This window comes from Falsigemmobacter intermedius (assembly GCF_004054105.1).
Taxonomy (GTDB): domain Bacteria; phylum Pseudomonadota; class Alphaproteobacteria; order Rhodobacterales; family Rhodobacteraceae; genus Wagnerdoeblera; species Wagnerdoeblera intermedia.
On record NZ_SBLC01000001.1, the window covers coordinates 183,884 to 206,334 of the forward strand.

Annotated in this window: 20 protein-coding genes; 9 read left to right on the forward strand and 11 right to left on the reverse strand. The window is 63.0% G+C overall.

The window, feature by feature from the left end; genetic code table 11:
- The first annotated feature begins 43 nt into the window (after nt 1–43).
- From rimP to infB, 4 genes are read left to right on the forward strand one after another with little or no spacing between them, the layout of a single operon-like run.
- A complete protein-coding gene (gene rimP, locus EP867_RS00865; RefSeq protein ID WP_128486318.1) occupies nt 44–673 on the forward strand; it encodes a ribosome maturation factor RimP in 630 nt (209 codons plus the stop codon).
- 12 nt (nt 674–685) lie between these two features.
- Nucleotides 686–2,296: a transcription termination factor NusA gene (gene nusA / locus EP867_RS00870; protein ID WP_128486319.1), complete on the forward strand. Its 1,611-nt coding sequence runs from the start codon at nt 686–688 to the stop codon at nt 2,294–2,296.
- Between the two features lie 26 nt (nt 2,297–2,322).
- Complete coding sequence (locus EP867_RS00875; protein WP_128486320.1) at nt 2,323–2,967, forward strand: RNA-binding protein; 645 nt, start codon at nt 2,323–2,325, stop codon at nt 2,965–2,967.
- Nucleotides 2,964–5,504 carry a translation initiation factor IF-2 gene (gene infB / locus EP867_RS00880; RefSeq protein ID WP_128486321.1) on the forward strand — a complete coding sequence of 847 codons (2,541 nt, stop codon included), beginning with the start codon at nt 2,964–2,966 and terminating at the stop codon, nt 5,502–5,504. Before EP867_RS00875 ends, infB begins: the two co-directional genes overlap by 4 nt.
- A 56-nt stretch (nt 5,505–5,560) precedes the next feature.
- Here the strand turns inward: infB and EP867_RS00885 are convergent, their stop codons facing one another.
- The 7 genes from EP867_RS00885 to rplS form a co-directional block, all read right to left on the reverse strand.
- Complete coding sequence (locus EP867_RS00885; RefSeq protein ID WP_128486322.1) at nt 5,561–6,277, reverse strand: alpha/beta fold hydrolase; 717 nt, start codon at nt 6,275–6,277, stop codon at nt 5,561–5,563.
- 69 nt (nt 6,278–6,346) lie between these two features.
- The gene (locus EP867_RS00890; protein ID WP_174722283.1) at nt 6,347–7,450 is read right to left on the reverse strand and encodes a CaiB/BaiF CoA transferase family protein; all 1,104 of its coding nucleotides are present in this window, start codon (nt 7,448–7,450) and stop codon (nt 6,347–6,349) included.
- Nucleotides 7,450–8,613 (reverse strand): acyl-CoA dehydrogenase family protein, encoded by a 1,164-nt coding sequence (locus EP867_RS00895; RefSeq protein WP_128486323.1) that lies wholly within the window; start codon nt 8,611–8,613, stop codon nt 7,450–7,452. The genes EP867_RS00890 and EP867_RS00895 overlap by 1 nt, the downstream gene beginning before the upstream one ends.
- Before the next feature lie 121 nt (nt 8,614–8,734).
- Nucleotides 8,735–9,544: a division plane positioning ATPase MipZ gene (locus EP867_RS00900; protein ID WP_128486324.1), complete on the reverse strand. Its 810-nt coding sequence runs from the start codon at nt 9,542–9,544 to the stop codon at nt 8,735–8,737.
- A 42-nt stretch (nt 9,545–9,586) separates the two neighbouring features.
- Nucleotides 9,587–10,834 (reverse strand): glycosyltransferase, encoded by a 1,248-nt coding sequence (locus EP867_RS00905; protein ID WP_164888726.1) that lies wholly within the window; start codon nt 10,832–10,834, stop codon nt 9,587–9,589.
- Between the two features lie 182 nt (nt 10,835–11,016).
- Nucleotides 11,017–11,238, reverse strand: a complete 222-nt coding sequence (gene rpmE / locus EP867_RS00910; RefSeq protein WP_124965725.1) for a 50S ribosomal protein L31 — start codon at nt 11,236–11,238, stop codon at nt 11,017–11,019.
- Between the two features lie 11 nt (nt 11,239–11,249).
- Complete coding sequence (gene rplS, locus EP867_RS00915; RefSeq protein WP_128486326.1) at nt 11,250–11,618, reverse strand: 50S ribosomal protein L19; 369 nt, start codon at nt 11,616–11,618, stop codon at nt 11,250–11,252.
- 376 nt (nt 11,619–11,994) lie between these two features.
- Here rplS and truB point away from each other — a divergent pair, with 376 nt between their 5' ends.
- Both truB and EP867_RS00925 read left to right on the forward strand, forming a co-directional pair.
- Nucleotides 11,995–12,909 (forward strand): tRNA pseudouridine(55) synthase TruB, encoded by a 915-nt coding sequence (gene truB, locus EP867_RS00920; RefSeq protein WP_128486327.1) that lies wholly within the window; start codon nt 11,995–11,997, stop codon nt 12,907–12,909.
- A 64-nt stretch (nt 12,910–12,973) separates the two neighbouring features.
- Entirely contained in the window at nt 12,974–14,476 is a 1,503-nt protein-coding gene (locus EP867_RS00925; RefSeq protein WP_128486328.1) for a class I adenylate-forming enzyme family protein, read from the forward strand.
- A 186-nt stretch (nt 14,477–14,662) separates the two neighbouring features.
- On the opposite strand, the gene EP867_RS00930 is transcribed toward EP867_RS00925, so the two are convergent.
- A complete protein-coding gene (locus EP867_RS00930) occupies nt 14,663–15,907 on the reverse strand; it encodes an aminopeptidase (protein WP_128486329.1) in 1,245 nt (414 codons plus the stop codon).
- A gap of 97 nt (nt 15,908–16,004) precedes the next feature.
- On the opposite strand from EP867_RS00930, the gene EP867_RS00935 reads away from it, so the two are divergent.
- From EP867_RS00935 to EP867_RS00945, 3 genes are read left to right on the forward strand one after another with little or no spacing between them, the layout of a single operon-like run.
- Nucleotides 16,005–17,405 carry an aldehyde dehydrogenase family protein gene (locus EP867_RS00935; protein WP_241656776.1) on the forward strand — a complete coding sequence of 467 codons (1,401 nt, stop codon included), beginning with the start codon at nt 16,005–16,007 and terminating at the stop codon, nt 17,403–17,405.
- A gap of 17 nt (nt 17,406–17,422) precedes the next feature.
- A complete protein-coding gene (gene deoC, locus EP867_RS00940; RefSeq protein WP_128486331.1) occupies nt 17,423–18,364 on the forward strand; it encodes a deoxyribose-phosphate aldolase in 942 nt (313 codons plus the stop codon).
- Nucleotides 18,365–18,373: 9 nt separating this feature from the next.
- The gene (locus EP867_RS00945; RefSeq protein ID WP_128486332.1) at nt 18,374–20,473 is read left to right on the forward strand and encodes an aldehyde dehydrogenase family protein; all 2,100 of its coding nucleotides are present in this window, start codon (nt 18,374–18,376) and stop codon (nt 20,471–20,473) included.
- On the opposite strand, the gene fmt is transcribed toward EP867_RS00945, so the two are convergent.
- From fmt to def (EP867_RS00960), 3 genes are read right to left on the reverse strand one after another with little or no spacing between them, the layout of a single operon-like run.
- Entirely contained in the window at nt 20,470–21,372 is a 903-nt protein-coding gene (gene fmt, locus EP867_RS00950) for a methionyl-tRNA formyltransferase (RefSeq protein WP_128486333.1), read from the reverse strand. The two genes, EP867_RS00945 and fmt, sit on opposite strands and share 4 nt — an antisense overlap.
- Nucleotides 21,373–21,378: 6 nt before the next feature.
- Nucleotides 21,379–21,876 carry a peptide deformylase gene (gene def, locus EP867_RS00955; RefSeq protein WP_128486334.1) on the reverse strand — a complete coding sequence of 166 codons (498 nt, stop codon included), beginning with the start codon at nt 21,874–21,876 and terminating at the stop codon, nt 21,379–21,381.
- Nucleotides 21,877–21,886: 10 nt separating this feature from the next.
- The gene (gene def, locus EP867_RS00960; protein WP_128486335.1) at nt 21,887–22,390 is read right to left on the reverse strand and encodes a peptide deformylase; all 504 of its coding nucleotides are present in this window, start codon (nt 22,388–22,390) and stop codon (nt 21,887–21,889) included.
- Nucleotides 22,391–22,451 lie beyond the last annotated feature (61 nt).

Genomic DNA, 22,451 nt, shown 5'->3' on the forward strand with positions numbered 1-22,451 from the left:
CACACGGGCCGCTATGGCCCGTTTTTTGTTTTGGGGGTTCCCCATGTCTGACCTGATTGCCAAAACCGCCATCGACCAGCGCCTCGCCGCTCTGGTGACCCCTGCCATCGAGGATCTGGGGTATGAGCTGGTGCGCATCCGCCTTATGGGTGGAAAAACGCGTATCCTGCAAATCATGGCAGATCGCCCGGAAGGCGGCATCAACGTGGATGACTGCGCGAAAATTTCGACCGCAGTCTCGGCGGTTCTCGATGTCGAGGATCCGATTGAAGATAACTACACCCTTGAGGTGTCGTCGCCCGGGATTGACCGGCCGCTGACGCGCCTGAAGGACTTTGATATGTGGAACGGCTATGAGGCCCGGGTGGAAACCACCGAGCTGATTGACGGCCGTCGCCGCTTCAAGGGCTTCATTGCCGGCACTGAGGGCGATGAGGTTCTCATCACCCTCGATGAGGGTGGTGAAGAGGTTACCATTGGTCTGCAGTTTGAATGGCTCTCCGATGCCAAGCTCATCCTCACCGATGAGCTGATCGCTGAGATGCTGCGCCAGCGCAAAGAATCCGGTGCCTTTGATGGCGCGGACGTCGACGAATCCGGCTTCGAAGACATCGAGACGGAAGATCACGAAGATGATGACGGGGAAGAAACCCCGGCACCGACCCGGCACTGACAGGAGCCCGCAATGGCCATTACCTCTGCCAACCAGCTTGAACTTCTGCAAACCGCTGAGGCGGTCGCGCGCGAGAAGATGATTGACCCTGACCTGGTGATCCAGGCCATGGAAGACAGTCTCGCCCGTGCCGCCAAGTCGCGGTATGGCGCGGATATGGATATCCGTGTGAAGATCGACCGCAAAACCGGTCGTGCCACCTTCGCACGCATCCGCACCGTGGTCGAAGATGACGCGGTCGAGAATTATCACGCACAGCTGACCGTCAAGCAGGCGAAGTCCTATCTGGCAGATCCGCAGATCGGCGATGAAATCATCGACGAAGTGCCGCCGGTTGATCTGGGCCGCATCGCGGCACAATCGGCCAAGCAGGTGATCCTTCAGAAGGTCCGCGAAGCTGAGCGTGACCGTCAGTACGAAGAGTTCAAAGACCGCCAGGGCACCATCATCAACGGGACCGTCAAGCGCGAAGAATACGGCAATGTCATCGTCGACATCGGTCGTGGCGAAGGCATCCTGCGTCGCAACGACAAGATCGGCCGCGAAAGCTACCGCATCGGCGACCGCATCCGCGCCTATGTCAAAGACGTGCGCCGCGAAGCCCGTGGCCCGCAGGTCTTCCTGTCGCGGACCGCGCCGGAATTCATGTCCGCGCTCTTCAAGATGGAAGTGCCGGAAATCTATGATGGCATCATCGAGATTAAAGCCGTGGCCCGTGACCCGGGTTCGCGCGCCAAGATCGCTGTGATCTCCTATGACAACTCGATCGATCCGGTCGGGGCCTGCGTCGGTATGCGCGGTTCGCGCGTTCAGGCCGTGGTGAATGAGCTTCAGGGCGAGAAGATCGACATTATTCCGTGGAATGCGGATGTGGCGACCTTCCTCGTGAACGCTCTGCAGCCGGCAGAAGTCTCGAAAGTGGTCTTCGATGAAGATGCGTCGAAAATCGAAGTCGTGGTCCCGGATGAGCAGCTTTCGCTGGCTATCGGCCGTCGTGGTCAGAACGTGCGCCTGGCCTCGCAGCTGACCGCGCTTGATATCGACATCATGACCGAAGCCGATGAATCGGCCCGCCGTCAGGCTGAATTCGCCGAGCGGACCAAACTCTTCATGGACACCCTTGATGTCGATGAGATGATGGCGCAGCTGCTGGTTGCTGAAGGCTTCACCAACCTCGAAGAGGTCGCCTATGTCGAGCTCGATGAGCTGCTTGGCATTGACGGCTTTGACGATTCGACCGCGTCTGAGCTTCAGGCCCGTGCCCGCGACTTCATCGAAGAGCAGGCCCGCAAAGCCCTCGAAGCCGCCCGTAAGGCCGGTGTTGAGGACAGCCTGATCAACTTCGAAGGCCTGACGCCCCAGATGCTGGAAGCGCTTGGCAAAGACGGCATCAAGTCGCTCGAAGACTTCGCGACCTGCGCCGACTGGGAACTGGCCGGTGGCTGGACCATGGAAAATGGTCAGCGCAAGAAAGACGTGGGCATCCTTGAGCAGTTCGACATGAACCTCGAGGAAGCACAGACCCTCATCATGACCGCACGTGTCATGCTGGGCTGGGTGGATCCGACTGAGCTGGAAACCGCCGACGAAGACGTTGAAGAAACCGAAGAGGACGAAGCCTGATCTCAGGCTTCGGGATGTGACGTAAGATGACCCGTGGTGGCAAAGAGAAGATGCAGGATGACCCCGAGCGCAAGTGTATTGCGACCGGGGAGGTCCAGCCGAAAGCCGGATTGATCCGCTTTGTTGCGGGTCCCGGCGGCGAGCTGTGCCCGGATCTGCTCGGAAAGCTGCCCGGGCGCGGTTTTTATGTCGCATCTGAGCGCGCAGCTCTTGAAAAAGCGGTCAGCAAGGGCCTTTTCTCCCGTGCTGCCCGCACTCAGGTCACCGTTCCGCCGGATCTCATCGATCTGATTGAACGGGGCCTGGCACGACGAGTGGCGGATCTTATCGCAATGGCGCGCAAAGCGGGCCAGGCGGTTTCGGGTCTGTCGAAGGTGAAGGACTGGCTGGAAAAAGGGCAGGCTGACATCCTGATCCAGGCCAGTGACGGGTCGGAGCGTGAGAAATCCCGCCTTCGTCCCCCGCGCGGAACGGATGCCTATATCGGCTGCCTGACCGCTGATGAATTGGGTTTGGCTTTCGGCCGTGAACGTGTCATACACGGCGCGCTTGCGGCTGGTGGTCTCAACGAACGTGTTGTAGACGAAGCGGCAAGGCTTGCGGGGCTGCGAAATGTGCAGCCGCAGGCAGGTCGGCGGCGGGACCGCCGGGAAGGAAACGAAGACGCATGAGCGATACTGACGGCAAAAAACCCCTCGGGCTGGGTGGCGGGACGCGTGGTCCGGGCCAGGTGAAGCAAAGCTTCAGCCACGGCCGCACGAAATCCGTTGCTGTGGAGGTCAAACGCAAACGCGTTGTGGTCCCCCAAAAGCCTGGCGGTGCCGGTGGTGCCGGCGGCTCCTCGCATTCTCTCGGGGATCCCTCGAAGCGCCCGGCCGGCATCTCCGATGCTGAGATGGAACGCCGTCTCGCTGCTCTGCGCGCTGCAAAAGCGCGCGAGGCAGACGAGGCTGCACAGCGTGCTGCTGATGAAAAGGCACGCGAAGAAGAACGCCAGCGCAAGCGTGAAGAGCTTGAAGCCCGCGAACGCGAAGAGCGTGAGCGTGCAGAAGCTGCTGCCCGCAAGGCGGAAGAAGAAGCCCGCCTGAAAGCGGAAGAGGATGCAAAAGCCAAGCGCGAGGCAGAGATTGCCCGCCGCGCCGCCAATGCTCCGGCCCGCGTTGCTGCGGCCACCGCAACCCCCGGCTCGCCGGCGGATGAACAGCGCCCGACCCCGAACCGCCCTGCACCGGCAAACACCGTGCAGCGCAAGGCCGAGCGTGAACGCGAAGAGCGTGGCAACAACCGTGCCCGCACCGGTGACGAAGGTCGCCGTGCAGGCAAGCTGACCCTGTCGAACGCGACCTCGGAAGAGGGCGGTCGTCAGCGTTCGCTGGCTGCGATGAAGCGCAAGCAGGAAAAAGCCCGTCAGAAAGCCATGGGTTTCGGCCAGAAAGCCGAAAAACAGGTTCGTGACGTGCAGCTGCCTGAGACCATCGTCGTTCAGGAACTGGCGAACCGGATGGCCGAACGTGCTGCCGATGTCGTCAAGTCCCTGATGAAGATGGGCATGATGGTCAGCATGAACCAGGCCATCGATGCGGATACTGCTGAGCTTGTGATCGAAGAATTCGGCCACAAAGCCGTGCGCGTCTCTGACTCGGACGTGGAACAGGTCATCGACACCGTCGTCGACTCGGAAGAAAATCTGCTGCCGCGTGCGCCGGTCGTTACCATCATGGGTCACGTTGACCATGGTAAGACCTCGCTTCTCGACCGCATCCGCAAAGCCAATATCGCGACCGGTGAAGCCGGCGGGATCACCCAGCACATCGGTGCTTACCAGGTGAAAACGCCTTCGGGTCAGCTGGTGACTTTCCTCGATACCCCTGGCCACGCAGCGTTTACCTCGATGCGGGCCCGTGGTGCGAATGTCACCGACATCGTGGTCCTGGTCGTTGCAGCGGATGACGCTGTGATGCCGCAGACCGTTGAGGCGATCCACCACGCGAAAGCGGCGGGCGTTCCGATCATCGTGGCCATCAACAAGATGGACAAGCATTCGGCGAACCCGACGAAAGTGCGTACCGACCTTCTGCAGCACGAAATCGTTGTGGAAGCCATGTCGGGTGACGTCCAGGACGTCGAAGTCTCGGCTCATACGGGCATGGGCATCGACAAGCTTCTGGAAGCCATCTCACTGCAGGCAGAGATCCTTGAGCTGAAGGCCAACCCGAACCGTGACGGTATGGGTGCTGTGGTTGAAGCCAAACTCGACGTCGGCCGTGGTCCGGTTGCCACCGTTCTGGTTCAGAACGGCACTCTGCGCAAAGGCGATATCTTCGTCGTCGGCCAGAAGTGGGGTAAGGTTCGTGCGCTGCTGAACGACAAAGGCGAAACCATTACTGAGGCCGGTCCTTCGACCCCGGTCGAAGTTCTGGGTCTCAACGGCACGCCTTCGGCTGGTGACGTTCTGAACGTCGTTCCGACCGAAGCGCAGGCCCGTGAGATTGCTGACTATCGTGAGCAGACCACCAAGGACAAACGCGCCGCTGCCGGTGCTGCAACCACGCTGGAACAGCTGATGGCGAAAGCCAAAGCCGATCTGAACGTGGCAGAGCTGCCGGTCATCGTGAAAGCGGACGTTCAGGGTTCGGCTGAAGCCATCGTTCAGGCGCTGGAAAAAGTCGGCAACGAAGAAGTCCGTGTCCGCATCCTGCACTATGGTGTCGGCGCGATCACCGACTCGGACGTTGGTCTGGCAGAAGCCTCGAAAGCACCGATCCTGGCGTTCAACGTGCGTGCCAATGCGATGGCCCGTTCGTCGGCCCAGCAGAAAGGTGTCGAGATCCGCTACTACTCGATCATCTACGATCTGCTGGATGACATCAAAAAGGCGGCCTCGGGCCTGCTCAAAGCCGAAGTGCGCGAACACTTCATCGGCTATGCGCAGATCAAGGAAGTCTTCCGCATCACCGGCGTTGGCAACGTGGCTGGCTGTCTCGTTACCGAAGGTGTCGCCCGTCGTTCGGCTGGTGTGCGTCTTCTGCGCGACAACGTGGTTATCCACGAAGGCACGCTCAAGACCCTCAAGCGCTTCAAAGACGAAGTCAAAGAAGTGCAGTCGGGTCAGGAGTGCGGCATGGCCTTTGAGCGTTATGAAGACGTTCGTGCGGGCGATGTCATCGAGATCTTCGAGCGCGAGACGGTGGAACGCACCCTCGCCTGATCGCAGGATCAATAAAATTGAAAAGGCGGGTCTTCGGATCCGCCTTTTTCTTTGTCTCAGGCTTTGTCCTGGCGTGTGACTTCAGCGACCAGGGCGACCAGGGCAGAGGTCACGACCTCGGGCTGTTCCATCGGGGTCATATGGCCTGCCTCTTTTACGCGCAGGAACCTGGCGCGCGGGATCAGCGCGGCCATCTGCTCGTGCAGGGCCATAGGGGTGATCCGGTCTTCCTCACCACAGAGGATCAGGACGGGGCAGGTCAGGCTGGCCAGAAGTCTGCGGGTATCCGGTCGCTCAAGCAGGCTCTGGCGGATGAAAACCTCAGCGCCAAGGCGGGCCGTCATGGCCTGGATGCGGGTGGCGATATCGCCTTTGCTGATATTTTGCGGTGCCAGATAGCTTGCCAGCAGCCGGTCGCCCATGCCGATAAAGCGGGAGCCGTTCTGCACGGATTTCACCATGGCGAGGCGGCGGGCCTCAGCTTCCGGCGTGTCCGGCAGCATGGTGGTGTCCAGAAGCCCAAGGCCGAGGACCCTTGCCGGGGCGAGCCGGCAGATTCCCTGAGCAACGATGCCGCCTAGCGAAAAGCCCGTGAGGATGAAATCCCCGGAGTGCTCCGCCAGAACCTGGCGGGCGAGGGCCTCAAGGTTCTCACCTTGGGTGATATCGGCCACTGTCACATCCGCCACCAGCGACAGCGGCGCGATCTGGTCCCGCCAGAGGTCCGCATCATTGAGGGTGCCGGGGATCAGGACAAGCGAGGGGCGGGGCATGGGGGTATCCTCAGGAAACGATGGGAAAAGGATACTCTCTGCCTCCGCCTGCGACCAGCACAGCGCGTGTCAGACCTGGCGCGGCTTTTGCGGCAGGCTGGGGACTGCCCCATAGGCACGCTCTTCCCCGGCAAAGCGGGGGGCGGGGGCAGGGTAGCTGACCTGACCCTGCGGGGTCCCAACCGTGATGCGCCGCAGATGCGGATGGCGCGAGAGGGCCGCCATATCGTTCACAAAGGCGAAGGCGATATCCGCGCGGCTCAGGACCGCGGCCGCTTCCTCAGCACTCAGAGCGGCCAGGGCTGCAGCGACCCGGGCGTCGGTCTCAGAGCGGTTTTGTACCCGCGCCAGGTTCGTCGCAAAGCGGGCGTCCTGGCCCAAAGCAGCCTCGCCAAGAAGCTCAGCCGCCAGGCTGCGCCATTCGCGGTCATTTTGCACCGACAGCAGAATCTGCCCGCCGCAGCGGCAGTCAAAGACACCATAGGGCGCGATCGAGGGATGTCTCAGCCCGTTGCGACCTGGCGGTTGCCCGGCTTCCGCGTTCAGAAGCGGCACAGTCAGCCAGTCCGCCATGACGTCAAACATCGAGATATGGATATCCGCGCCCTGGCCCGTGACCCCGCGCCGGATCAGCGCCTCCAGGATCGCGGCATGGGCGGTGGCACCGGTGGCGATATCGACCACTGAAATTCCCACCCGGGCCGGGGACTCCGGTCCGCCGGTCAGTGAGGCGAGCCCGGATTCGGCCTGGATCAGCAGATCATAAGCCTTGCGCGAGGCCATGGGGCCGCTTTCGCCGTAACCGCTGATCACGCAGCTGATGAGGCGCGGGTTGTGCTTTTGCAGGGCCTCAGCGCTGAACCCGAGCCGTGCCAGCGCGCCAGGTTTCAGGTTTTGCACCAGGACATCGGCGCCGCTTAGCAGATCCCACAGGACCTGGCGGTCGGCCTCCAGGCTCAGATCCGCAACCACCACCTCTTTGCCGCGATTGAGCCAGACGAAATAGCTCGACTGCCCCTTTGCCGCGCGGTCATAGCCACGGGCGAAATCGCCCTCGGGGCGCTCGATGCGGATCACCCGCGCGCCTGCATCCGCAAGGCGTGAGGTGGCAAAGGGGGCCGCGACCGCCTGTTCCACCGCAATGACCGTCAGCCCCTCCAGCGGCAGCACCATCAAAAGCTCCTCGGCAGGCCCAGGATATGTTCGGCGACGTAAGAGAGGATCAGGTTGGTCGAAATCGGCGCGACCTGGTAAAGCCGCGTCTCGCGGAATTTCCGCTCAACATCATATTCACAGGCAAAGCCGAAGCCGCCGTGAAACTGAATGCAGGCATTGGCCGCCTCCCAGGAGGCTTTGGCCGCGAGATATTTCGCCATATTGGCCTGGGCCCCGCAGTCGAGCCCTGCGTCATAGCGCCGGCAGGCTTCATAGCGCATGAGATTGGCGGCCTCGATCTCGATGAAGGCCTCGGCGATCGGGAACTGCACGCCCTGGTTCTGGCCGATGGGACGGCCAAAGACCACGCGCTCTTTGGCGTATTGGGTGACCTTATCAGTGAACCAATAGCCGTCCCCGATGCATTCCGCCGCGATCAGCGTGCGCTCAGCATTCAGCCCGGTGAGGATATATTTAAAGCCCTGGCCCTCTTCGCCGATCAGATTGTCGGCGGGGATTTCAAGCTCATCAAAGAAGACCTCATTGGTCTCATGGTTGACCATATTGAGGATGGGCCGGATCACCATGCCCGACTTCATCGCCTCTTTCACATCGACCAGAAAAATCGACAGGCCTTCCGATTTCTTCTTCACCTCGGCAAGCGGCGTGGTGCGCGCCAGCAGGATCATCAGATCTGAATGCTGAATGCGGCTGATAAAGACCTTCTGTCCGTTGATGACATAGCGGTCGCCGCGCTTGACGGCGGTGGTTTTGATTTTTGTGGTGTCGGTGCCGGTGGTGGGTTCGGTCACCGCCATGCTCTGCAGGCGCAGCTCGCCGCTGGCGATTTTTGGCAGATAGAACCGGCGTTGTGCCTCTGATCCGTGGCGGATCAGGGTGTTCATATTATACATCTGCCCGTGGCAGGCGCCGGAATTGCCGCCCGCGCGGTTGATCTCTTCCATGATGACGGAGGCTTCCGTCAGCCCCAGGCCGGAGCCGCCGTAAGCCTCAGGGATCAGGGCCGCCATCCAGCCCGCTTTGGTCAGCGCTGCGACGAAGTCCTCCGGATAGCCCCGCGCCTCATCCACTTTGCGGTGATATTCGGCGGGAAAGTCTGCGCAGAGCGCGCGGACGGCATCGCGGATGTCCTGGAAGGTGTCTTCGGCAGCGCGGGTCATGGATCTCTCATGGCAGTTCGGTCTGCGCTGAGAGTGTGCGGCGGGCTGCTATAAGTCAAATATCTGTATTCTCTGACAGATATCGCGTGATCTTATGGCAGCCCCCCCGGCAGGCGCGGGATCAGAAATTCAGCTCAAAACCCGGCAGGCGCAGCTCTTTCATCAGGTCGCGCAGTTCCTGGCGGGCCGCGACGTTCGAGATGCTGAGGCTTTCGACACCGACATCTTTCAGATCCAGAAGCGTCAGCCCGCGCGGGAACAGTTCGCGGAAGATAACCCGCTCGGAGAAACCGGGGATCACGCGGAAGCCAATGCGGCGCGAGAGATCTTCCAGCGCTTTGCCGACCTTCTTCTTGTTATGCATCTGCTGGGCACCAAGGCGGTTGCGCAGCACGATCCAGTCGATCGGCTTCAGCCCGGCCTGGGCGCGCAGCTGACGGGCCTGCCAGACCATCTCGGCGTAGATCGAGGGGCCTTTGATCTTGCCGGTCTCAGGCTCAATGCGGGCCAGCAGGTCAAAATCGACAAAGCTGTCGTTCATGGGCGTAATCAGCGTATCGGCCAGCGAATGGGCCAGCTGGCTCAGCCGCGTGTGGCTGCCGGGACAGTCGATCAGGATGAAATCGCACAGCTGGTCAAGTTCAGCCACCACCGAGGACAGGCGGTGGTCAGTGGCGTTCTCGCCAGGTTGCAGCGCGCCTGCAGCCACATCCGGCAGATCGCGCAGAATGGGCGTCGGCAGGTTCAGCCCGGTCTGCTGCAGATAGGCCATGCGGTTTTCAATATAGCGCCCGAAGCTGCGCTGGCGCAGGTCCAGATCAACCGCGCCGACCCGAAAGCCCGCCCGTACCAGAGCCGTCGCCACATGCATACAGGTCGTGGATTTCCCCGAGCCGCCCTTTTCGTTGCCGACCGCGATGATATGCGCCATGTGCCTCTCTCCGAAGTTCTTCCCTCGCGGCTAAAGCCTGCATCACTTTTCCGCAAGCAGGCAGCTTTCATAAAGGCCGATGATCGTGTCTATTTTGCTGTCCCAGTCGTAGTGCCGCAGCACATGATCCCGCGCCTGCTGCCCGGCTGTGCGCGCTGCGCCGGCGTCCAGAGCCAGGCGGTCCATCATGGCGCTGAAGCCCGCAATCAGCGCTTCGGGGGAAGGAACGGGCACCAGCCAGCCGGTCTGCGGTGTGATATAATCGGCAGGTCCGCCGTGATCGGCGGCAATCACCGGGCGGGCGCAGGCCATGGCCTCCAGAACCACAGCGCCGCCGGCCTCACGCAGGCTGGGCAGCACCAGGGCGCGGGCCGCGGCCAGCCTCCGGTTGCACTCGGCCTGAGGCAGAAAGCCGTAAAAGGTGATCCGGTCGGCCACGCCAAGGGCCTCAGCCCTGGCGCGGATCTCAGGCTCCATCACACCATCGCCGATAATACCGAGCCGTGCGGTTTTGCAGTCCATCCGTGCCAGGGCCTCCGGCAGATACTGCGCGCCCTTCAGTTCGATCAGGAGGCCGATGAACAAAAACTCGGGCGGCTCTCCGGTCAGTTCCGTGGGGTGCCACAATGCGCTGTCGATCCCGTTTTCAACCAGTTCAACAATGCGCGCAGGGGTGCCGGTCTCCCGGAGGGCGAGGGTGGTTCGCGGGTTGGCACTGAGCAGGAGCGCGGCGCGCAGCTTGCCGGGGGAGAGAGCATGAACGAGGCGGCGCAACGGGCGCCAAAGGGCCATCATGGCTTTGGCATCGAGGCCATCGCTTTGGCCTTTTCCAAAGCCCTCTGCCCTGGAAATATTGCCGTTCATCGGTCCGATCACCACCGGAGCGCCCATATCGTAAAGCAAAGACGGCTCGCGGGGGGAGACGGGGATGGGCTGATGCACCACACAGCCGAGCGGGTTTCGCGCGATCAGATCCCGCGCCAGCCGTCGGGCTTTGCGCTGCGAGAGATGGCGGCTCAGGTAGCCCAAGGTGAAATAGGCCAGCCGGTCGGGCAGCCTGCGTCCCATCTGCCAGCAAAGCCGGTTCAGAAAGGTATCGGGAAGGTAGTGGAGCCTCTCCGCTTCAGCCGGGAAAAGCAGGCTCAGCTCGGCGCGGCTGCGTTCATGCACGATCAGCTCAGCATCCACGCCACGTGCGCGCAGCAGCCGGAAGTAATGCACGGGCAAAGCGGCCTCACCGCCCATTTGCAGCGATGCATGTTCGGCCACCAGCAGGATACGCATTGCCATCATAGCCTCCCCGGCGTGAGCCCTGCCCCCTCGGCGAGGGTGAGGGCGCGGGGCCGCGCTTGTCAATCGGGATCTCGGAACGGACGTCGGAACGGGATTGTGCGCAGAGCCGAAACCCGGGGGGCAGAAACGAAAAAAGCGCAGCCGAAGCTGCGCCTTTCCCGTATCCGAAGATCTCAGGCTCAGAAGCCGAGGCCTGCGTATTTGTTTTTGAACTTCGACACGCGGCCGCCGGTGTCCATCAGACGCGAATTGCCGCCGGTCCATGCCGGGTGAGCAAGCGGGTCGATGTCCAGCGCAAGGGTGTCACCCTCTTTGCCGTAGGTCGAGAAGGTCTGATAGGTCGAGCCATCGGTCATTTTGATGGTGATCGAGTGGTAGTCGGGGTGGATACCGTCTTTCATCTCTCAGATCCTTACTTCGCGCGGTTGGTGGTGATTTCAGCGATACGGGCCGATTTGCCGCGACGCGAACGGAGGTAGTAGAGTTTCGCGCGACGCACGCGACCACGACGGATCACTTCGATCGAGTCGATGTTGGTCGAGTAGAGCGGGAATACGCGCTCAACGCCTTCGCCGAAGGAGATCTTACGCACGGTGAAAGCAGCTGCGATGGTCGCGCCGCCTTTACGGGCGATGCAGACGCCTTCGTAGTTCTGAACGCGCGAACGCGTACCTTCGGTTACTTTGTAACCGACGCGGATGGTATCGCCGGCTTTGAAATCCGGGATGGTCTTGCCGAGAGCGGCGATCTGTTCCGCCTCGAGCTGCGCAATAAGGTTCATGCGCCTGTCTCCTGTGTTTGCCCGCGGTATTTCCGCGAAGGGATGTCGGGCCAGGAACTCCTGGTCTTCGTCCGGGTCCGCGGTCTGAGAGAGCCTCTCAAAGCGCCCGCCGGAGTGTGGCCGCGATACTTTTTGACCCGGTGCTTCAGCCGCTGTCTGAGGAAGAAATCAGACGGCATCGGCCATGCCTTCGGGATTCACGCGGGAGATTCCCCGGTGAACCCCGGGGCTATAGGCGCAATCCCTGGTCCGGTCAAGCGGATGGGCTGGCAAACTGCCAGGAAAATAAGGGCGAAGGCGCTGTCTCTGGTCGCGCGCAGTTGACGCGCAGGGGGCGGGAAGCTATCGGGCGGACTTCCGGCAAAAGGGGACTGACATGGCACGCGGGCGCAAGGGCAATCCGATCTCGGGGTGGCTGGTGGTGGATAAGCCTGCGGGCGTGACCTCGACCGCAGTTGTGGGCAAGGTCCGCTGGGCGCTGAACGCGCAGAAGGCGGGCCATGCGGGCACGCTGGACCCGGCGGCCACCGGCGTTCTGGCCATTGCGCTGGGTGAGGCCACGAAGACCGTGCCCTATATCACCGATGCCACGAAATGCTACCGCTTCGTGGTCAACCTTGGTGCGGCCACCAATACCGATGACGCGGAAGGCGAAGTGATCGCCACCCGCGACAGCCGCCCCTCGGATGCGGAGATTGAAGCGGCGCTGGGGCAGTTCCGCGGGGATATCCAACAGGTGCCGCCGCAGTTCTCGGCGGTGCGGGTGGATGGTGAGCGCGCCTATGACCTGGCCCGCGAAGGTGAGCAGATGGAACTCGCCGCCCGCCCGCTCTTTGTTGAGAAGCTCGAGGTGATCTCGCGCCCCTCAGCCGATCAGGTGGAGCTTGAGATGATCTGCGGCAAAGGCGGCTATGTCCGCTCCATCGCGCGCGATCTGGGCGAAGCGCTGGGCTGCCTGGGGCATGTGGCCTGGCTGCGCCGGGTCTGGTCGGGTCCGTTCCGCGCCGAAGAGGGCATCTCGCCCGATGAGATTGAGCGTCTGTCGCGCACGCCGGAACTCGAAGCCCGGCTGCTGCCCGTTGAGGCGGGTCTGACCGGTCTGCCGCGCGTTGAAGCAACGCCTGAAGGCGCGGTGCGCCTTGGCCACGGCAATCCCGGAATGGTGCTGGGTAATCTGCCCTGGGGCACCGAGGCCTGGGCCGCCTTTGAAGGCCGCGCCGTCGCGGTCGGCCGCTACCAAAGCGGCGAGTTGCATCCGGCCCGCGTTTTCGTGCTGCCGCCCGCGCGTTAAAACGCTTCCCCCCGCAGCTTCCCCGCGCTTAACTTCGGCGCGGAGGAATTGAGGGGGGGACATCATGAATCCGGCACTCTGGCTGAAGCGGACGGCGGATCTGTCGCCGAGCGCTCCGGCCCTCTTTCAGGGCCAGCAATGTCTGGCCGATTATGCGGCCTTCCGCGATCAGGCTGCGGCCTTCGCAGAGGGGCTGAAGCGGCGGGGTATCGCTCCGGGCGACCGTGTGGCGATCTTTATGAAGAACTGCACCGATTATCTGGTGGCAGAATTCGGCATCTGGTGGGCCGGGGCCGTGGTGGTCCCCGTCAATGCCAAGCTTCATGGCGCAGAGGCTGACTGGATCACGGAAAACTCCGGCGCAAAGCTGGTGATCGCTGCAGAGGGGGCGGGTCTGTCGCGGGGTCTGCCGCAGATTGCCCCTGGCAGCAGCGGCTGGGCTGAGATGCTCTCGCAGCCCGGTTCCGCCGAGCCGCATGAGATGGGACCTGAGGCCGCCTGCTGGCTTTTCTACACCTCAGGCACGACCGGGCGGCCCAAGGGCGTCATTCTGACGGCGGCCAACCTGGGCGCGGCCACCTCGGATTATCTGGCCGATGTCGATCAGGTCTTCGCTGAGGATGTGGCGCTTTACGCAGCGCCCATGTCGCATGGTGCGGGCTTTTACTGTCTGCCGCATGTGGTGCGCGGTGCGCGCCACTGCGTGCCCGAGAGCGGCGGATTTGAGCCTGCCGAGATTTTTGATCTCGCCGAAGCGCTGGGCCGTATTCACATGTTTGCAGCCCCCACCATGGTCAAGCGCCTGACCGCTGAAGCCCGCGCCAGCGGGCGCAGGGGGCAGGGGCTGCGCAGCGTTATTTATGGCGGCGGGCCGATGTATCTGGCCGATATCACCGAGGCTCAACAGATCTTTGGGGACATCTTCATCCAGATTTACGGTCAGGGCGAATGCCCCATGACCATCACCACCCTCAGCCGCGCTGAGGTGGCAGACCACAGCCATCCTGAGTGGCAAAGCCGTCTCGGCTCGGTCGGGCGGGCCTTTACTTCCGTGCAGGTCAGGGTCGCAGATGCGCAGGGACGCCCCCTGCCGCCCGGTGAGATCGGCGAGATCCTTGTGAAGGGCGCGCCGGTCATGGCGGGCTATTGGCAAAATGACAAAGCCACCGCCGAGACGATCCGTGACGGCTGGCTGCGCACCGGCGATATGGGGGCCCTAGACGGCGCGGGCTATCTGACGCTGCACGACCGCTCCAAAGACGTCATCATCACCGGCGGCACCAATGTCTACCCGCGTGAGGTTGAGGAGGCGCTTCTGACCCATCCGGGGGTGGTTGAGGTCTCGGTCATCGGCCGGCCCGATCCGGAGTGGGGCGAGAATATCGTGGCCTTCGTGGTCGGAGAGGCTTTGCAGGTGAGTGATCTTGAGGCGCATCTCGCCGCACGCATTGCCCGGTTCAAGCGGCCCAAAGAATGGCACTTTGTGACGGAGCTGCCGAAGAACAACTATGGCAAGATCCTGAAAACCGAGCTGCGGGAGCGGCTGAAAGCGCCTGTCGCAGGGTGATCCTGGTTTGTTCCACCCCGGCCTTTCTGGCAAAGGCCGGGGTTTTACTGATTTTATTGGATTTTTTTGCAGGCCCGGGGTCTCTCTTTGTTCCATGCCCGCAAAAACGTCATGCACCGGAAACAAAGGGTTTTTCACGAAAAAGGGGCCGGATAACCGGCCCCTTTTGTTCTTTCCCCGCAGATGTCAGGCCCATTCGCCTTTGCGCATCACCGCAACGCGGCTGCCATCGGCATTGATGCCGTCCACATCCACCTCGCCCGAGCCGATCATCCAGTCGACATGGATGATCGAGGAGTTGCCACCCCGGGCTTTGACCTGCTCTTCGCTCAGATCGGCGCCGCCGACGAAGCATTTCGAATAGCACTGGCCAAGCGCGATATGGCTGGCGGCGTTTTCGTCAAAGAGGGTGTTGTAAAACAGCAGCCCCGACTGCGAGATCGGCGAGGAATGCGGCACCAGGGCCACCTCACCCAGGCGGCGCGCGCCCTCATCGCTTTCGATGAGCTTTTGCAGCACATCTTCGCCCTTCGTGGCATGGGCTTCCACGATTTTGCCGCCCTCAAATTTCACGCGGATCCCGTCAATCAGGCTTCCCTGATGCGAGAGCGGTTTCGTGGCCGAGACATAGCCCTCAACCCGCAGGGCATGGGGGGTGGTGAAGACCTCTTCGGTGGGGATATTGGCGTTGCACTCTGCGCCGTTCTTCGCCGTAGAGGCACCGCCGTGCCACTCATGGCCATCGGCGAGGCCGACGGTCAGATCGGTGCCGGGGCCGGTGAATTGCAGGGCCGCAAAGCGGTTGCCGTTCAGCCAGGCGGAACGCTCCGCCAGACGTGCGCTGTGCGCGGCCCAGTCAGCAACCGGATCGTCACCATCAATGCGGCTGGCTTTGAAGATCGCATCGGCCAGCGCGGCCTGGACCTCATCAGGCGGCAGATCCGGGAAAACCTGCTGCGCCCAGGCCATGCCCGGCCAGGCAACGATGGTCCAGTTGATGTCAAAATTCACGATCGGCGCCTGGGCGGGCTTATAGGCCATGGCATTGGCCCGCGAGGCGCGGGCCACTTTGGCCGGGTCCTGACCGCTCAGCAGCATCGGGTTGTCGCCCACAATGGCCATCCGCGCGGTGCCTGCCTTATAGGCCTGGGCCATGCCGTCAAAAAGCCAGCCGGTGGCGCGGTCGAAGCTGTGATCGCCCGCATGCTGATAGCGTGCCAGAACCACCTCTTCATCGCCGTAAACCGGCGTCACCAGGCCCGCGCCCGCCCGATAGGCATGGGCGGCGATGCGGCGCACCAGGGGCGCGGCCGAGATCGGCGCGGTCAGGATCAGATCCTGGCCTTCCTGCAGGTTCAGACCGACCTTCACGGCCACGCGGGCCAGACGGTCAAGACGCTCTTCGCTCAGGGACGGGGGGGTGAGGCTCATGTGGGCACCTTTCTGTTTGTGCTGAAAGTGACCCTGAATGCGGGCTGTTGCAAGACGCGCCGCCCTCGCGCAGGCTGCACAAAGAGCGGAGGACATGATGAGCCGGACTGTCGGAACTCTCTTTGAGGCGCAGCGCCGCCTGGTGGCTGAGCGACGGCTCAGCTTTGACCCGGCCGCGCGCAAAGACGCGCTCGAGGCTTTGCGCCGGGCAATCCTTGCCCATGAAGGGCAGATCATCGCGGCGCTTGCGCAGGATTTCGGCAAGCCCGAGGCAGAGGTGCTTCTGACCGAAATTCTGCCGGTTCTCAGTGAAATCCGTCTGGCGCAGCGACGGGTGAAGGCCTGGGCCCGCGACCGCCGGGTGGGCGTGACGCTGACCACAATGGGCACCTCAGCCCGCATCCGGCGCGAGCCGCGGGGGGTCTGTCTGATCATTGCGCCCTGGAATTACCCGCTGAACCTTGCGCTGGGGCCGCTGGTCTCCTGCCTCGCCGCCGGTAACAGCGCCATCGTGAAACCCTCTGAGCTGACACCTGCGACTTCGGCGGTGATCGCAAAGATCATCGCCTCGGCTTTTGATCCGGACCTTGTGGCGGTGGCAGAAGGCGGGGTTGAAACTTCGACGGAGCTTCTGGCGCTGCCCTTTGATCATATCTTCTTCACCGGCTCGCCGGAGGTGGGCCGCATTGTGATGACGGCCGCCGCAAAGCACCTCTCTACGGTGACGCTGGAACTGGGAGGCAAATCTCCGGTGATCGTCGGTCCCGGAGCAGATTTGGCGAAGGCGGCGGAGTGGATCACCTTTGGTAAGCTGACCAATGCGGGGCAGACCTGCATCGCGCCGGATCATCTGTTTGTGCACGAAGACATTCGTGACGCGTTTTTACCCCTGCTGCGCGCGAGGATTGCCCGTGTGATTGACAAGGGCCCCATGGCGGGCATCATCTCGCCGCGTCATGCCGGACGTCTGGAAACCCTGCTGCGCGAGGCAGAGGCCGCAGGGGCAAAGGTGACCCGGGAGCGAACGGGCGGGGAGGGGAGCTTCGCTCCGGCGCTTGTCAGCGCAATCACTCCTGAGATGCGTCTCGATCAGGAAGAGATCTTCGGTCCCATCCTGCCGGTGATCCCCTTTCGGGATCTGTCGGCGGTCCTGGCGCGGATCAACGCGCGACCCAAACCGCTCGCGCTTTATGTTTTTGAAAAGGATCAGGCCTTCATCGACCAGGCTATCGGCTCCACCTCTTCGGGAGGCGTGGGGGTCAATCTGACGGTGCTGCACTATAGCCACGAGGGCCTGCCCTTTGGCGGGGTGAACCACTCCGGCCATGGGGCGGCGCATGGTGAATGGGGGTTCCTCGCCTTTTCGCATCAGCGCGCGATTTTGCAAAACCGCTTCTCTCCGCTGGGAATGATCTTTCCGCCCTGGACGGGGGGGAAGCTGCGCCTGATCCGGCTTGCGAAGCGGCTGATCGGCGGCGGTGTGTCGGGTAAATCCTGAAAGGAGGGGGGCGGCTTATGGTGACGCGAAATCAGGGCAGCGGGTTTAAGCCTGCGCTTTTCACCTCCCGCGTGGTGAACCGCCCGGCGGCAGAGTGGCTTGCCGCATCTCTGCCGGGGCTGCGCAGCCTTAAGGGGGCGCATCAGGCCGCCTGGCTGGTGAATGCGGTGCGGTGCCTCGATCTGACGACGCTGGCTGGGGATGACACGGCAGGCCGCGTCGCGCGGCTTTGCGCCAAAGCCCGCGATCCCCTCGGGCCGCATCTCGCAGAGGCGCTGGGGGTCAGCGTCACCGTGGGTGCGGTCTGCGTCTATCCGACCATGGTGCGCCATGCCGTGAAGGCCCTTGAGGGCTCGGGCGTGCCGGTGGCCTCTGTCGCAACGGGCTTTCCTGCCGGGCTGACGCCGCTGCCGCTGCGGCTCGCCGAGATCAGCTATGCGGTGGATCAGGGCGCGGATGAGATTGATGTGGTTATCACCCGTGAATATGCGCTGACCGGCGATTGGGCAGCGCTCTATGAGGAGATCGCACAGATGCGTGCTGCCTGCGGCGAGGCGCATCTGAAGGTCATTCTGGCGACCGGGGATCTGCGCTCGCTCACCACGGTTTACCGCGCCGCGATGGTGGCGATGCAGGCGGGGGCGGATTTCATCAAGACCTCCACCGGCAAAGAGGAGGTGAATGCCACCCTGCCGGTCTCACTGATCATGCTGCGCGCGATCCGGGACTATCAGGCACAGACGGGGCAGATCGTCGGCTTCAAGCCTGCAGGCGGGCTGCGGACGTCGAAAGATGCCCTGACCTGGCAGGTTCTGATGAAAGAGGAACTCGGCCTGTCCTGGCTGCAGCCGGATCTTTTCCGCATCGGCGCAAGCTCGCTTCTGGCAGATATAGAGCGTCAGCTTTCGCATTATGTGACCGGCCGTTACGCGGCTTTCCATCATCAGGAACCGGCCTGAGGAGGCAGTATGACCGAGATCGCGGAGATCATGGCCGAGATGAGCTACAGCACAGTCCACGACAGCCTGGATGAGGGGAGAGCCTGGATTGAGTCCCGCGCCATCGCGCGCCATTTCATCAATGGCCGCCCCTGCGAGGGGGGCGACCTGCGCCCTGTCCTCAATCCCGCAACCGGTACTCAACTGGCCCGCGTGCCTCTGGCCCGCGAGGCAGAACTTTCCGCCGCCCTGGCCTCCGCGCGTCAGGCGCAGTCGGGTTGGGCGGCGCTGGGCGGTGAGGGGCGGGCACGTCACCTCTTTGCCCTGGCCCGTGCGCTGCAAAAGCAGGAGCGCCTCTTCGCAGAGACAGAGGCACTGAACCTTGGCGGCAGTCTGCGCGCTTTACGTGAGAGGGATCTTCCGCTCGCGATTCAGTCTCTGCGCCACCACGCAGGTTCCGCCCTGCAGCGGGAGGAGGCCTCTTCCGCAGCTTCGCCCCATGGCATCTGCGCCGGGCTTTGCACGCGACAGGCCCCGTTGCTGACAGCGGTCACTCTCCTCGCGCCCGCATTGGCGGCAGGCAATGTCGTGGTGTTGAAGCCCTCGCATCTGACGCCGCTCAGTGCTGATCTTCTGGCCGGGCTGGCGCAGGACAGCGGCCTGCCGCCGGGTGTTCTGACCCTCCTTCAGGGCGATGAGGAAACGGGCGCTCTGCTTTCCGGGCATCCTGAGGTCGATATGGTCGCCTTCTGCGGATCTGCGGCTTCGGCCGTAGAACTCCGCGAAGCCCTTGCGGGTCGGGGCAAAGCCCTAGCGCTTTCGATCACCGGATCCACCACCTTTATCCTGCTGGAGGATGCGGATCCCGATGCTGCCGCAGAGGCCCTGGCTGAGAGCCTGCGCATGAGGCCGGGGGACAGCGGCCCCCGCCTTCTGGTGCAGGAGGGGATCGCTGCCGATTTTACCGCAAGGCTGAAGGCGCGGCTGGCCAGGCGCCCGGATGAGGCGCTGTTGTGCACTCCCGAGGCCATTGTCGCCTTCCGCACCGCGGAGGAGGCTCTGCAGCTGGCCGCCCACGCCCGCTTTCCCCAATCCGCCTCGATCTGGAGCGAGACGATCACCGTGGCGAGCGATCTTGCATTGCGGGTGAAGGCGGCGGAGGTCTGGATCAACTGCATCGGAGAGCGGCATCCCGGCACGGCGTCCTTCGGGATCGGCTTTGATCCGCTGGGCGGCTCCCGGGGGGCGGAGGTCTTTCTCAGGGCTCCGGCTGCGGGTGGCATTCAGCGGCCTGACCCCGCCGCTCCCTGGTCCGAAGACACTGTGACCGGCAGGCCCGGCGCGAGAGAGGAGGCACCTCTGAAGCATTGGATCGGCGGAAAGTTCACCGCGGGAGACGCGGGTTTGTCTCTGGCCGTCCCGGGCGGCCCCCGGGTCGCTTCCGGAAATCGTAAAGACATCCGCAATGCTGTTGAAGCGGCAGTGAATGCAACAGCCTGGCCTGCACTGAGCAGCGATCAGCGCGCTCAGGCTCTGTGGTCTGTTGCGGAACACCTCCGGCAGCGCCAGGCTGAATTCGCCGCCCTCACTTCAGACCAGGAGGTTGAAGAGGCGATCCGCAGCCTCTTCGCCACAGCCGCTCTCGCCGGTCATATTCAGGGCAGGGTGCAGGAGACGAATCCGGGCTATCTGACACTGGAGCGCTTTGATCCTCTGGGTGTCATTGCCATTCTCTGCCCGCCCGAAGCCCCGCTTGCGCGGCTCATCGCCCTCACCGCCCCGGCCCTTGCAATGGGAAATCGCGTGGTCTGCGTCCCGTCAGAGGCCGCGCCCCATGTGGGGGCAAAACTCGCGCAGGTTTTTGCCCTCTCGGATCTTCCGGCGGGGGCGCTGAATATCGTGACCGGACCACAGCTGCCGCTGGCAGAGGTCCTGGCCCTGCATGAAGAGGTCAGCGCAATATGGTCTTTCGGTACCGCCCAAGGCAGCGCCAGGGCTGAGGCTCTCTCAGCGGCCAGGCTCAAACCCTGTCTCACAGAGGGTGGCAACAGCCTGTGGCAGAGCGGCACGACAGAGATGCTGAAAAGGGCAGCCCGAAGCCGGACAATCTGGCTGCCCTATGGGGCTTAGCTCAGTCGCTCGGGCAGGCTCAGCCCGCGCAAAGCCTCCGCCACAGGCAGGGCCTTCCTGCCCTCACGCTGGACATGGCTGAGACGGACCGCGCCGCTGCCGCAGGCAACCACCAGACCCTCCCCGGGCAATATCGTGCCCGGGCTGCCCGCGCCGGCGACCGCCGTGGCACGCAGAACCTTCAGCCGTTCACTGCCCATCTGACACCAGGCACCCGGAAAGGGCGAGAGACCGCGAATGCGCCGCGCCACCACCTCAGAGGGCAGCGACCAGTCGATGCGCGCCTCCGCCTTATCGATCTTTCTGGCATAGGTGACGCCCTCCTCAGGCTGAACCTCAGCCTTCAGATCGGGCAATTGCGCAAGGGCCGTGACGATCATCTTCGCCCCAAGCACAGAGAGCCGGTCATGCAGATCCGAAGTGGTCTCCTCTGCACCAATCGCAACCGCTTCGCGCAGCAGCACCGGGCCTGTGTCCAGACCGGCTTCCATCTGCATGATGCAGATCCCGGTCTCAGCATCCCCCTCCATGATCGCACGATGGATCGGTGCCGCCCCGCGCCAGCGCGGCAGCAGAGAGGCATGGATGTTCAGACAGCCATGTTTAGGGGCATCCAGAACCACCTGGGGCAGCAAAAGCCCATAGGCCACCACCACCGCCACATCGGCATCGAGTGCGGCAAATTCCGCCTGAGCTTCTTGGGTCTTCAGCGACACCGGATGGCGCACCTCCAGGCCAAGCGCTTCTGCCGCCGCCTGCACCGGAGAGGGACGCAGCTGCTGCCCGCGCCCGGCCGGGCGCGGAGGCTGGGAATAAACCGCCACGATCTCATGCTCCGCCGCCAGCGCCTGAAGCGCCGCCACGGAAAACTCGGGTGTCCCCATAAAAATGACACGCATCAGAGGTTACCTCCGGCTCAGCTTGGCCGCCTTCGCCAGCAGCATTTTGCGCTTCAGGGGGCTCAGCCGGTCGAAATACAGCCTGCCCTGCAGATGGTCGATCTGATGCTGCACCGAGGTCGCCCAGAGATGCACGAAGTCGCGCTCCTCCGTCTCACCCTTTTCATTCAGAAAGCGCACCGTCACCGCGCGGGGACGTGAGATGACGGCAGAGACACCCGGCAGATTGGGGCTGGCCTCATCATGCTCGCGCATCTGGCCAGAGGCATGCAGAATCTCAGGGTTCGCCATCAGAACGGCCTTGCCGCGCTCGTCTGAGCAATCCACCACCGCGAGTTGCAACATGACACCAATCTGCGGCCCGGCCAGGCCCACCCCGGGCATGGCGTCCATGGTCTCCACCATATCCGCCCAGATGGCGCGGATCTCATCGGTGATCTCCGCCACCGGCGGCACGACGGTTTTCAGGCGTTTGTCGGGATAGGACAGAAAGGGGCGGAGCATGGGCTCTCCTTCACAAAGTCATGGCCTGAAGCCGGGGGCTGGCTTCAAAGCGCGCAGGCTCAGACATCAGATCGATGCAAAGCCGTCCGTTCAGATGGTCAAATTCATGCTGCGCGCAAACGGCTTCCATACCGCTCATGCGCTTATGCCGGCGCGTCCCGCTCAGATCCGTCCAGCTTAAGTCAATCTCCGCAGGCCGCACCACCTCGCCCGGCACATCCGGGATCGAGAGGCAGCCCTCAGTAAAGCTGGCCGTTTCCTCTGAAAATCCGGTAATTTCCGGATTGATGCAGACAAAAGGCTCCGGCGTGCCGTCTTTCCAGGTCAAATCCATCACAAAGATCCGCAAAAGCGCACCCACCTGCGGCCCGGCCAGCCCCCGACCCGGGGCGGCATACATGGTCTCAAGCATATCAGCCGCCAGGCTGCGGATCTCAGCCGTCACCTCTGCCACCGGTAAAGCGATGCGGCGCAGACGCGGATCGGGAAACTTAAGGATGTTGAGAATGGTCATGCCACCGCATAACACCGATCCCCACCCTGCGTCGAGAGCAGGCCACAGTCCCGGCCCGCTC

What these genes read in the sequence shown, in the direction of transcription:
- EP867_RS00930 (WP_128486329.1), bottom strand. Translation starts at nt 15,907, where the DNA reads ATGAGCCTCACCCCCCCGTCCCTGAGCGAAGAGCGTCTTGACCGTCTG.
- fmt (WP_128486333.1), bottom strand. Translation starts at nt 21,372, where the DNA reads ATGCGTGTCATTTTTATGGGGACACCCGAGTTTTCCGTGGCGGCGCTT.
- EP867_RS00900 (WP_128486324.1), bottom strand. Translation starts at nt 9,544, where the DNA reads ATGGCGCATATCATCGCGGTCGGCAACGAAAAGGGCGGCTCGGGGAAA.
- EP867_RS00885 (WP_128486322.1), bottom strand. Translation starts at nt 6,277, where the DNA reads ATGCCCCGCCCCTCGCTTGTCCTGATCCCCGGCACCCTCAATGATGCG.
- EP867_RS00935 (WP_241656776.1), top strand. Translation starts at nt 16,005, where the DNA reads ATGAGCCGGACTGTCGGAACTCTCTTTGAGGCGCAGCGCCGCCTGGTG.
- EP867_RS00945 (WP_128486332.1), top strand. Translation starts at nt 18,374, where the DNA reads ATGACCGAGATCGCGGAGATCATGGCCGAGATGAGCTACAGCACAGTC.
- EP867_RS00890 (WP_174722283.1), bottom strand. Translation starts at nt 7,450, where the DNA reads ATGGTGCTGCCGCTGGAGGGGCTGACGGTCATTGCGGTGGAACAGGCG.
- EP867_RS00895 (WP_128486323.1), bottom strand. Translation starts at nt 8,613, where the DNA reads ATGACCCGCGCTGCCGAAGACACCTTCCAGGACATCCGCGATGCCGTC.
- rpmE (WP_124965725.1), bottom strand. Translation starts at nt 11,238, where the DNA reads ATGAAAGACGGTATCCACCCCGACTACCACTCGATCACCATCAAAATG.
- truB (WP_128486327.1), top strand. Translation starts at nt 11,995, where the DNA reads ATGGCACGCGGGCGCAAGGGCAATCCGATCTCGGGGTGGCTGGTGGTG.
- EP867_RS00905 (WP_164888726.1), bottom strand. Translation starts at nt 10,834, where the DNA reads ATGGCAATGCGTATCCTGCTGGTGGCCGAACATGCATCGCTGCAAATG.
- EP867_RS00875 (WP_128486320.1), top strand. Translation starts at nt 2,323, where the DNA reads ATGACCCGTGGTGGCAAAGAGAAGATGCAGGATGACCCCGAGCGCAAG.
- def (WP_128486334.1), bottom strand. Translation starts at nt 21,876, where the DNA reads ATGCTCCGCCCCTTTCTGTCCTATCCCGACAAACGCCTGAAAACCGTC.
- rplS (WP_128486326.1), bottom strand. Translation starts at nt 11,618, where the DNA reads ATGAACCTTATTGCGCAGCTCGAGGCGGAACAGATCGCCGCTCTCGGC.
- infB (WP_128486321.1), top strand. Translation starts at nt 2,964, where the DNA reads ATGAGCGATACTGACGGCAAAAAACCCCTCGGGCTGGGTGGCGGGACG.
- rimP (WP_128486318.1), top strand. Translation starts at nt 44, where the DNA reads ATGTCTGACCTGATTGCCAAAACCGCCATCGACCAGCGCCTCGCCGCT.
- EP867_RS00925 (WP_128486328.1), top strand. Translation starts at nt 12,974, where the DNA reads ATGAATCCGGCACTCTGGCTGAAGCGGACGGCGGATCTGTCGCCGAGC.
- def (WP_128486335.1), bottom strand. Translation starts at nt 22,390, where the DNA reads ATGACCATTCTCAACATCCTTAAGTTTCCCGATCCGCGTCTGCGCCGC.
- deoC (WP_128486331.1), top strand. Translation starts at nt 17,423, where the DNA reads ATGGTGACGCGAAATCAGGGCAGCGGGTTTAAGCCTGCGCTTTTCACC.
- nusA (WP_128486319.1), top strand. Translation starts at nt 686, where the DNA reads ATGGCCATTACCTCTGCCAACCAGCTTGAACTTCTGCAAACCGCTGAG.